Source organism: Rhizobium leguminosarum bv. viciae USDA 2370 (assembly GCF_002008365.1).
Taxonomy (GTDB): domain Bacteria; phylum Pseudomonadota; class Alphaproteobacteria; order Rhizobiales; family Rhizobiaceae; genus Rhizobium; species Rhizobium leguminosarum.
Genome location: NZ_MRDL01000062.1, coordinates 1 through 9,726 on the forward strand (window position 1 = coordinate 1; position 9,726 = coordinate 9,726).

Annotated in this window: 12 protein-coding genes and 2 pseudogenes; 7 read left to right on the plus strand and 7 right to left on the minus strand. The window is 60.7% G+C overall.

The window, feature by feature from the left end; genetic code table 11:
- Positions 1–245: 245 nt before the first annotated feature.
- Positions 246–1,436, minus strand: a complete 1,191-nt coding sequence (locus BS629_RS37350) for a DUF1173 domain-containing protein (protein WP_026188652.1) — start codon at positions 1,434–1,436, stop codon at positions 246–248.
- Between the two features lie 123 nt (positions 1,437–1,559).
- On the opposite strand from BS629_RS37350, the pseudogene BS629_RS40625 reads away from it, so the two are divergent.
- Positions 1,560–1,766, plus strand: a pseudogene (locus BS629_RS40625) (hypothetical protein); the annotation flags it as partial.
- A 77-nt stretch (positions 1,767–1,843) separates the two neighbouring features.
- Here the strand turns inward: BS629_RS40625 and BS629_RS37355 are convergent.
- The 3 genes from BS629_RS37355 to BS629_RS37365 form a co-directional block, all read right to left on the minus strand.
- Entirely contained in the window at positions 1,844–2,350 is a 507-nt protein-coding gene (locus tag BS629_RS37355) for an RES family NAD+ phosphorylase (RefSeq protein ID WP_018245182.1), read from the minus strand.
- Positions 2,347–2,829 carry a type II RES/Xre toxin-antitoxin system antitoxin gene (parS, locus tag BS629_RS37360; protein WP_018245181.1) on the minus strand — a complete coding sequence of 161 codons (483 nt, stop codon included), beginning with the start codon at positions 2,827–2,829 and terminating at the stop codon, positions 2,347–2,349. The genes BS629_RS37355 and parS overlap by 4 nt, the downstream gene beginning before the upstream one ends.
- A 228-nt stretch (positions 2,830–3,057) precedes the next feature.
- Positions 3,058–3,342: a WGR domain-containing protein gene (locus BS629_RS37365; protein WP_018517764.1), complete on the minus strand. Its 285-nt coding sequence runs from the start codon at positions 3,340–3,342 to the stop codon at positions 3,058–3,060.
- A 635-nt stretch (positions 3,343–3,977) separates the two neighbouring features.
- On the opposite strand from BS629_RS37365, the gene BS629_RS37370 reads away from it, so the two are divergent.
- From BS629_RS37370 to BS629_RS37385, 5 genes and pseudogenes are all read left to right on the plus strand, one after another.
- Complete coding sequence (locus BS629_RS37370) at positions 3,978–4,301, plus strand: DUF736 domain-containing protein (protein WP_018245179.1); 324 nt, start codon at positions 3,978–3,980, stop codon at positions 4,299–4,301.
- Between the two features lie 316 nt (positions 4,302–4,617).
- A complete protein-coding gene (locus BS629_RS39455) occupies positions 4,618–4,776 on the plus strand; it encodes a hypothetical protein (protein WP_018245178.1) in 159 nt (52 codons plus the stop codon).
- Positions 4,777–5,022: 246 nt separating this feature from the next.
- Positions 5,023–5,549 (plus strand): annotated as a pseudogene (locus BS629_RS37375) (hypothetical protein).
- A 52-nt stretch (positions 5,550–5,601) separates the two neighbouring features.
- Positions 5,602–5,871: a type II toxin-antitoxin system prevent-host-death family antitoxin gene (locus BS629_RS37380; RefSeq protein WP_018245177.1), complete on the plus strand. Its 270-nt coding sequence runs from the start codon at positions 5,602–5,604 to the stop codon at positions 5,869–5,871.
- Positions 5,868–6,281: a hypothetical protein gene (locus tag BS629_RS37385; RefSeq protein ID WP_018245176.1), complete on the plus strand. Its 414-nt coding sequence runs from the start codon at positions 5,868–5,870 to the stop codon at positions 6,279–6,281. The genes BS629_RS37380 and BS629_RS37385 overlap by 4 nt, the downstream gene beginning before the upstream one ends.
- Before the next feature lie 149 nt (positions 6,282–6,430).
- On the opposite strand, the gene traG is transcribed toward BS629_RS37385, so the two are convergent.
- Genes traG through BS629_RS37400 form a run of 3 tightly spaced genes read right to left on the minus strand, consistent with a single transcriptional unit; the run spans position 6,431 to position 8,851 of the window.
- The gene (traG, locus tag BS629_RS37390) at positions 6,431–8,344 is read right to left on the minus strand and encodes a Ti-type conjugative transfer system protein TraG (protein ID WP_018245175.1); all 1,914 of its coding nucleotides are present in this window, start codon (positions 8,342–8,344) and stop codon (positions 6,431–6,433) included.
- A complete protein-coding gene (locus BS629_RS37395) occupies positions 8,335–8,574 on the minus strand; it encodes a conjugal transfer protein TraD (RefSeq protein WP_018245174.1) in 240 nt (79 codons plus the stop codon). The genes traG and BS629_RS37395 overlap by 10 nt, the downstream gene beginning before the upstream one ends.
- The gene (locus BS629_RS37400) at positions 8,564–8,851 is read right to left on the minus strand and encodes a TraC family protein (protein WP_018245173.1); all 288 of its coding nucleotides are present in this window, start codon (positions 8,849–8,851) and stop codon (positions 8,564–8,566) included. Before BS629_RS37400 ends, BS629_RS37395 begins: the two co-directional genes overlap by 11 nt.
- A 221-nt stretch (positions 8,852–9,072) precedes the next feature.
- On the opposite strand from BS629_RS37400, the gene BS629_RS37405 reads away from it, so the two are divergent.
- Positions 9,073–9,726, plus strand: a 654-nt coding sequence (locus tag BS629_RS37405; RefSeq protein ID WP_143529711.1) for a MobA/MobL family protein, incomplete at its 3' end; no start/stop codon positions are given.

Consider the following 9,726-nt stretch of genomic DNA (forward strand, 5'->3'; position numbering starts at 1 on the left):
ATGCGCAGCGCGCCGTCGACTACCTGCATTCCTTGCAGCCGGAGTTCGACGAGGAGGCGGCGGCGTGAGCCGTCTCTTCCTCAACCATGCAGACGGGGACCACTGTAGCGCCGAAAGCCTCGCGAGCGCGGTGCGGGGCCCTCTGCCTAGGGCACTAGACCGTCGATCCTCCGTGCCGTCGGTGTGGAGCATATGCCTGATGATCAAATCCCCTCGTCAGCATAGGCAAATCAAGACTTTTCGCTTCAGGGGAGCCTCGGCATCTCCCCCTCCGTGACGTGCCAGATCCAGGGTGTGATTTCCGGTATTGCGTCGATCATCTCAGCCAGCGCATTCTCGAAATCTTCGCTGGCGCCGGGAGGCACGATGAACATTGCAACGGGAGCCGGGCGTTGTTCCGGCAGGGTTACAGAAACGACCGGTTGCTCGCGGGAGAGATTGAAACGCAAGCCTTTCACGCTCTTTCGCTTCAGCCTTGAAAGCCGTTCCAGGAGATGTTGCTCATGGACGCTCTCGAACGGAATCCAGTTCTCGTTGACCACCATCATGGCGATCTCCTCGATGGATGCGATCCCGGTGTCTGATATCCCGAAGGTCGCAATCATGATAAGATGGAAGTCTTCGCTCGATCGCCAGAGCTCGAGATCCGTCTCGTATCTGGCACCCAACCGCTTCCACGTACCCTCCTCGATTATGAAGGGGAAGGGGAGGTGGCGGACGACGATTTTCCGGCTAACGCGGGCTGCGGCGAACCCCTTGACCTCCGCCACGGTCACCATCAGCTTCCGGGGCCCCGGGCGGGAGGCGTGGGCACCAGCAAGCGCAGCCGCCCGCCGCGCCGCTATTCCCTCGCGGTCCTCCTGATGAAACACTTCAGGCACGAACAGGATGTCACTTAACGGGTCCCCTTGCGCGGTCATCTGCAAGGCGGCGTTGAGAAGACTTGCCCGCACCCGGCTCCAACCGCGCTTGCCGGTCCACGACGCGCGCCATTCCGTAAGTTCCCCTGCCTCCCAGAGATAATGCAGGACGGCGCGCAACGAGAGCTTCTTCGTCTCGTTGCGGAGCGCGGCTTCAGACGCGTGCGTTGAGAGCGCTGGCGTGTTTCGTACACTTTTCTTTGTCAGAGGAAAATCGAGCCTCAGGGCGGCTTTCCCATTTGCGTCGATATGGATCGCGCTGCCGATCAAGGATCCAAGGCCCGATAGCTCGTAGGGCGGCTCATAGGAAGGGCAGGCGGGGTGATGACGATGCCCCGAAAGCGGCATGCGCTTGATGACATGGAGAGCGTCGACGCGCGCGATGTACATAGGGAGCGGCGGGTCTTTGCATTGGCAAAGTGGCCGGACGTTGTGCGTGTAAGCCTGTTCGAGGCGAGCCCGAAGCTCCGGAGCGTCTTCATCGAACGCCTGTTCGCCGATCAGAAACTTTCGCACATCGCCCTCAATCACTTTTTGCTGAGCCGAGCCGGGTGCGAAAATGTAGCACGGACTCCAGTTTCATACTACCTTAAAAAAGTCAGTATATTGGAGATGAGGCTGCGCGCCTAGAAGCGCAAGGGTGGCTCGCCGAAGGGCCTGAGCGCGTCGCCGCCTGCTGGGCCGAAGCACGCCAAGGCCGCTCCTTTTCGTCGTAATGACGAGATGCTCTCGGTCATGCCGACCGGCGTTATCATCTTTCCCGGCTCCGGCATCACAGGTAATCGCGCCGACAAGGCCCGCCGGCTCGGACTCCCGGTCTGGCAAGCCGCGGAGGATGGCAAGTGAGCGCTTTCCTTCGTGCGGGGGAAAGCCGGATGGTAATGAGATCGCGTCGCAGGTTGCGGCGACGCAATCGGGCTCGTTCATATCGTGGGTGGATGCAATCGTGTATCGAGAGCAAAAGCATCCTGGAACTTCAGCGCATAGGCGCCCGCCGCGCCGCCTGCCAGAAAAATCAGGTTCCAGCTATGCGGCGAGACCGCGCTCGGGATCGCGACGAAACGATGCTGTCGAAGCAGATCGTTTCCGAAGGCTTGTTGTCCCGCGCCGGGAATGCCCAGGCGCAGCCAGCTGGGATTGGGCACGCTTCCCGGATCGACAACATGGACATCGCCGGCATCGGCAATGACAGCTGCCGTCATCACATGTGCCACGGTGTCGAGCGCCCGGAACCCCTTGTGGACCGCAACTTCAAGGATCGCCGTCGCGGGATCGAGCGAGCAGTAGACCGCGTGAATCCCCTTGCTGTTCCAGCGGCCGCCAACCCGATAGGCGCCTTCCCCGCTATCCCATGTCGGCGCATGGACAACCTGATCGAGCCGCCACGCGACCAGTTCGGTCCCGCCGAGCGCGATTGGCAAAAGAGTCATGCATAGACGCCGTATTCCAGGCGGTCGAGATGATCCTCGACAAGCTCGACGCCGGCGGGCGTCCCGAGAAGATCGATCGGGCGGCGCTGATCAAGCGCGACCGCGGGACGCTCCAGCCATTGTTCGGCTTCTGCCTGCGATCCGAAGATATCCGTTGCCTTTGCGAGGATCTCAGCAAACTTCCAAGCGCGGCCGCTCTGTTCCTGGCTGAGCGGCTTGGAAGGCGTGTCCTTCCGCCGCTGCCAGGTGCGCAAGCTCATGCCCACCGCCTTTTCGAGGGACTCATTCTTGGCGATGACAACGAGATTGCCGACAAGGTAATCCAGCGCCGAGGCAGGCAGACCATGCAGAAGCAACTCATGCGCGTCGAGCGCATTGGTCAGGCGACGCGACAGAATGCGCGAGCCGCCGAGCAGTGCTTCAATTTTTTGCAGTTCACCGCCTGCTCCGGAGGAAGGTGCTTTTGCGGCGATGGCCATGATCTTTCTCCTGCGTCATCTGTCGTTCCTTACATGTCATGTGTCGCCATCAATTTCAAGGGCCGAGGGGCGCATCCGGCGTTTTCGCCGGACCGGGCTCTATTGCGCCGGCGAGCCAGCTTCACGAAGCCTGCGGTGCAGTGTTCGCGCCTGAAGGCGTGACGATCCTTTGCGCGGGCGGCTACCGCGCTGCTCTAAGACGCGAACGCGCGGATATGCATCGCGCGATCAGATCAGATTCCCGATGGCATCGCAGCCTCGGTCCGGCCTATAGCCCTTCCGACGCTTCCGGCGCGCAAGTTCGAGAAAATGCGCGATGGCTTCCCGTTCGGTCTCGAACACGTCGGTCCTCTCGCCGCCGCGTCTGCCGATCCGTCCCCAGCTGCGCACGACCGCGGTTTCGCCGAACAAGGTAGGCTGGATCGCGAGCATGTAATAGCGCGCCATGTCGCGGCTGGCATCAATGCGCTGGCAGTAGAGGTGGAACGACATTCGGCTCATGCCGGGGATCATTCCCGTGGGGACCGATCCTGTCCAACGAGAGTTTTGAATCCTTTGCAGCCGATGGATTCCGTTTTGTGATGTGTCGGCGCGTTTGGGACGGCGCAGAACGCTCGACGAAGCCGGCCCTAGTCGCTCGGTGTGGCCGGGCGCTGACGGTTGGATCTCCCGATGGAATACTGTCGGATGCGTCAACCGGGACCAGGGCAAGTCGACGAAGGATCACGTGTTCGACCCCTCGAGCTAACAACTCCACCCGGCATGCCCTGCGGCCTGCAGGAAGCGCTGCGGTTCCAGCCCGCGCCGATCTCACCGACTGGCAACGTACCATTGGGCAGTTGGCGCGCGCCTCTCGCTTGCGGTGATTAGGAGCGGGATGAGAGCTTTACGCAGAATGGCGGCGAGGCACTCTAAGAGCTCCTAGCCCTCTTGTAGAGCCGCGACCCGGGCTGACGTGATGGTTTGTCCCGCCCTTCGGTTGCGTGAGACCATTCCCTTTCTCCATGCCGCCTTTCTAAGGGACCGGCCGCCATCAGCGTCAACCCGCAAGGGGTTCCCCTGCGCTGGCGCTCCGGTGACGCCTACGGCTCGGCCCCTTCTTCGGGCGCCATCGGGAATGGTCCCGAGCAACCGAAGGAGACAGTACCATGGCCACCACGATCGCAACCCTCACCGCAAAGAGCGACGGCACCCTCGAAGGCATCTTCGCCACCATCCGGGTCAACGCCCCGATCGCCATCGTCCCGAACGCCAGCAAGGCGAACGATGAAGCACCCGACTACCGCATCATCCACCGTAAGACCGGCTTCGAGATCGGCGCGGGCTGGAACCGCATCGCTCGCCTGACCGGCGAGGAATACCTCTCGGTCAAGCTGGAGGCCCCGGAGATCGGCGTAATCTTCGGCAATCTCGCACAAGCCCCCGGCGGCGAGCCGAACCGCAAGGTTATCCTCTGGAACAACCCGAACTGAACGACCAGCAGCCGGCCTCGAGCGATCGGGGCCGGCTTTCGCAGTGGCGGCTCCTGAGGCGGTCGGCTTTGCCCACCGCCTGTATTCGGTGCCAAACGAAACGTGGATTGTCTGCTCAGTTCGCCAAGTCTGCCATGAGGACCGTGCCGCCTCAAGGTCGCGCTGCCCCTCCAATTTTGCCTTCACTGCGGTTCCCTCCGCTGCGGAAAAATTGGCACCTCCGCGCGCCGGCTCCGCCGGTCGCTGACGCGAACCTTGACCCGACCCGATCCTCACGACCGCCGGCGTCATCTTTCACGTCAACAAGGAGATGACGATGACGAACGAAAACGCCTTCAACATCGAATGCACCATCGAGGAACTGCGCCTTGAAGCCAGGGAAGCGCCGACCGCTGAGGAGCGTCGCCGCATCGAGGCGGAGCTGGAAGCCGCGCGCGCCGAACTTGCAAAACAGACCGGAGAGGAGTTGCCGTAAGGCGGCTCTTTCTCACTGTACACCGAGGCAGCCAGCCCGGATCGACCGGCCCGTCCGCCTGTGAGGGTTCCCCTCGAGATCCCCGCCGGCTGACGCCGGAAGGGTCGCAACCCCTTTGGGGTCGCGGGTCTCTTCTCTCTCTGACGTCCGATTTTACTCTAGCAAATCCGGCGTCAAGGACGGCACTGTCTCCCCCCTCTTTGCCAGGGAGTGGCCGATCTCCGTCATCAAGAAGGAGATCACATTATGACAACCGATCAGAACCTCATGCCCTACGCCAAGCTTGCCGGTTTTGGGCTTGTCGTCGTCGCAAACCGCTTCGGCTACAACAGCGGTTTCTCTCAAGAACTTCATGATCGCCTGATTGAAGGGCTCGAAGCTGCAATCGCTCGGATCCTGATGGTGATGGCATTGGAACGAAGGTTTCTCACCGGAGAGGATGAATTCGCCGAATATCAGATGCAGGGCGAGAACGAGATTTTCGGGCGTTTCACCATCAATTTGCTGGACGAGCTAGAAATTGATTTCGACACACATGAGTACCGCATCAACGGCGGCGACTGGATCAACGTTTTGACGGCGGATGAGGGTGGAGTCGAGATCCGGCTTCCGACGTTGGTTAGGTTGACCGACGAAGAATTCGGTCGATTATTTAGGACATCACCCTGGGAACTGGCATCCCCGTTCATGCGGTGCGCACTGCTGGACGCCGCAATTCCCTCCTAGGCAAGGCCGCAACTCGTCAAATCAGCAAATTTGCAACATTGTTGTAAATGCTGTATGTTGCAACAAATACAGCAACTAAGAGACCCAAAGGAAACCCATATGCCTAAGTCAAGCGGTTCCTATTCAACCAGCGACCTCTCCCGTAAGTCTGGCGACATCATCGCCGAGGCTCTACGCCATCCAGTGACCATCACCCAGCGGAATAAGCCCCGACTGGTCCTCCTCAATATCGAAGACTACCAACGGCTGATGAAGCAGTCGGACCGGCGTACCGTGGGGACCATCGAAACGATGCCTGATGAACTGGTTGCCGAGTTCGAAAACGCCGTCGAGGCATACGCAGGCGAGGACGAGGCAGGCCGCTCATGAACTACGAGTTGATCCAGACCGCAAGCGTCATACGCTATCCTTATCTGTGGGCGAGAGAGGCTGGGCGTGGAGAGACGGAAGGACGCAAGGAGCGGCCGGTAGCCGTCGGCGTGAGAATGCCGCGGCCCGATGGTGATCTGGTTCTCTTCTTTCCCGTTACCACCAAGCAGCCGGAGGCGTCGCGGTTTGCCGTGGAAGTGCCGGCTATCGAAAAGCGCCGCGCTGGCCTCGATGCTGATCGCAGGCTCTGGATTATCTTCGATGAGTTCAATACCGACATCGTCGGAAACTCATACTATCTGGAGCCTGAGCCGCCAACCGGCCGCTTCAGCAAAGCCTTCTTCCTGCCGCTGCTGCGTGAATTCATCCGTCGCCGCAAGTCGGCCACGGAGGTCAGCCGATTCCGTTGAGCAGGCCCTGAAAACTCGAATTAACGTTTGCGTACGAACTCGGTGCACAGAACGATAATCCCGAGAAGATCGATTGCCGCCATGATGGAATCAAGGGTCTCGCATCCGCCCAACGCAACTCGGGCGGCGGCGCTGAACGTGTAAGCTCGTCAACTCCGCACGAAGCGATTGGCCTTTGCTTGCTCGTCCATATCCTTCCGCCGGAAATAGATCGCCCGGCCGCAGCGGATCGGGCTATGGCCTTGAACGATGATGATCTGCTCGTCCTTGCGCATCGACTGGGTGATCTCGTGCGGCATGATCAGCGGCCGGCGCTGGAAATTGACGCTCTCGGATTTGCGCGTGCCGCCGCCTTTCGTGTCCCAGCCGATGTTGCGCGACCGCCCCTGAACCTCGACGGTCATCTCCCCGCATTGGGCAGAAACATTGCGCGCCGTATCGAGGGCCTTGATCGCCGCATAGGAGGCGAAGGCGCAGCCATCGATCCATGACGTCGCGCCATCCTTCCCGAAGTGCCGTTCCAACTGGCCGACCGATTGATAGAGCAGCATCATGCTGATGCCATACTTGCGGCCGCGATCGCGTGCCTCTTCCAGCACGCGCATGTAGCCGAGCAGGTCGACCTCATCGAGCATGAAGAGCGCCCGACGGCTGAAGCCGCCATCGGCTTGAACCATGGCGTTGATCAGAGAGCCGATGATGACACGCCCGATGCCGGGGTAGGAGCGCAGGATCGACGCCGGGATATTGAGGAACACGTCCGTTTTGGCCGATACGATATCGCTCGACCTGAAGGCGTTGCCGCAGACAAGCGCGGCGTAACTATCCAATGAGAGCCATTGCGTATCCTTCGACGCCGTCGAATAGACACCGGAGAAGGTCTGTTCGGTCATGTTGGTGAAGACACCAAGCGTTTCACGGATGAAGGCAGATTCCGAGTGCTCCTGAATGTCGCGCAGCATAGCGAGCACGGAAGGTTCAGGCTCGGAAACGATCTGGCGCAGGCTGCGCAAGTTTCGCCGGCCGGCATATTCCGGCGACAGCATGACATGGGCGAGCAGTCCGGTCAGGAGATTGTGCGCCTGGTTCTGGAAGTAGGAGCCAGTTGAAGATTCAAAACGCAGGCTTTCGGACAGAAGCATGTGGGCGATGCCGACGATATCCTCCTCTTTTCGCATCGAATGCTCGATGCCGTCGAGGACATTGAAGCTCATGATTGGGTTGGTCGGATCGAGCACCATGACATCGCGCCCGAGAATGCGGGTGCGATGCTCAACCACCATCGGCGCAACCTCGGTGGAAGGATCGAGGCAGATCAAAGGGCCGGAATAACGCAGTGCGGTCGGCAGGACGTTGCTGGTCGTCTTGTATCCGCCCGATCCGGCAAAGAAGAGCATATGGGTGGAATCGAAATCTTGGCTGTAGGTCAGGAGTGGCGCCTTGCCGCCCTGTCCCCACGTGCTGCGATCCTTCGGATCGAAGGGCACTTGGTGGACGGTTTCCTTGTCGACGCGGTAACGCTCGCCGACAACGATCTCGCCGTCGGGCGGAAAGAGCCTTGCTGCCGCCGACATTGAAAGCCAATCGGCATCGCCAAAGGTTCCGCCCCTTGCCCGTTTGACTGCCTCGGGCACGACGACGGAGATCCGGGCGGCAACCGCCACAGTCATGAAGCCCGCCAGGGCGCCGATGACGGCAACAAGATCCAGATAGGAAAGCGCCTGGTCCCAGGTGACGATGCCGCGCTCCACCGATGGCACGAGGCGTCCATATTCGCGCAACGCGTAAAAACCGGCGACGACGAGAAAGCACAAGAGGCTGGCCACGGCGATTGGCCGCCGGCGATGCAGCGGCAACGCCCAGACGGTCAAAAGTCCTGCGAGCGGCCCAAACAGGAGCGCCGGCACGGGTGCCGCTTGCAGGAACCAATATTCGATCTTGCCGGAGAGGCCGTGGGCCAGTGCCGGCCATCGCCAGCCGATGATGTAGACGCTGATCGCTGTTACGGCGATCGGCACGAAGACCAGCAGCAGGCTCGGATGCAATCGACCCTTCAGCGCCATCCGGCGGTCTCCTCGACGCGCGGTGTGGACGGACTGAGCGAAGGGCGCCTGAACGCCTCTTTGCCGATATCGCGCAACCGCCTATGTTCGGCCGATCCCGCTATCACTCTTGCCAGTTCGATGAGGCCACCCAGAAGAAAAGCCCGGTCGGCCGTCGACAGACCAGCCTTCACGACGATGCCGCCAAGCAGGAGTTTCTCGCGTGCTTCCTTCTTGCGGTCAGCCGTCATGTAAAACCTCCGACGTCGATCCAGTGCCATCAACTGCTGGTCGACGCGTTTGAGGAGATGCAGCACTAGTGCCTTTCTTCTCCTCTTTGCGAAATCGAGCGGCGATCTCTTCGAAGATCCGCTCGACCTCCTCGTCGGCGATCTCCATTTCCGCCAGCCCGGACTTCGTCGCCGCGCGGGCAAACCGCTCCGCCGATTTAACTATCAGAATTCGCCGACGTTCTCGCAACTTCTCCATCTGCGCATCGAGATCAGAAATTGATGATTTTACGGCCATTGGTGAATCTCCCTTTCCCGAAAATAGCCTCCGAAGACCGATTATACTAACTACAAAACGATAGTTAAATAGGCTATTTTCGACCAGCCCCAAAACGTCGCAGCCGGAATTTCGGCCGATGGCCGTCTTCCGGAAAAGCGGCATCGGCCCTGCGTTCCGATTGGTTTGAGGGCGCAATATACGTCGCTGTCGCGACGTGCTCGGGCGAGGTGGAGACGACAGTGGCGATCATGTTCGTCAGAGCACAGGTGATCGGCAGGGGCGCGGGACGCAGCGTCGTCTCGGCCGCCGCCTATCGCCATCGCGCCCGGATGATGGACGAACAGGCCGGCACATCGTTCAGCTATCGCGGCGGAGCTTCCGAACTGGTGCATGAGGAGCTGGCTCTTCCGGACCAAATACCGGCCTGGCTGCGGTCGGCGATTTCTGGTCAATCCGTCGCCAAGGCGAGCGAAGCGCTGTGGAATGCCGTCGATGCTTTCGAGAAACGCGCCGACGCGCAGCTGGCGCGCGAGTTGATCATCGCGTTGCCGGAAGAGCTGACGCGGGCTGAGAACATCGCGCTGGTGCGGGAGTTCGTGCGCGACAATCTGACTGCGAAAGGGATGGTCGCCGATTGGGTCTATCACGACAAGGACGGCAACCCGCATATCCATCTGATGACGACGCTCAGGCCGCTGGCGGAGGAGGGGTTCGGGCCAAAGAAGGTTCCTGTCTGTGGCGAGGACGGAAAGCCGCTGCGGGTCGTCACGCCGGATCGCCCGAATGGCAAGGTCGTCTACAAACTCTGGGCTGGCGACAAGGAAACCTTGCAGGCGTGGAAGATCGCCTGGGCGGAGACGGCCAGCCGGCACCTGGCGCTTGCCGGTCACGAG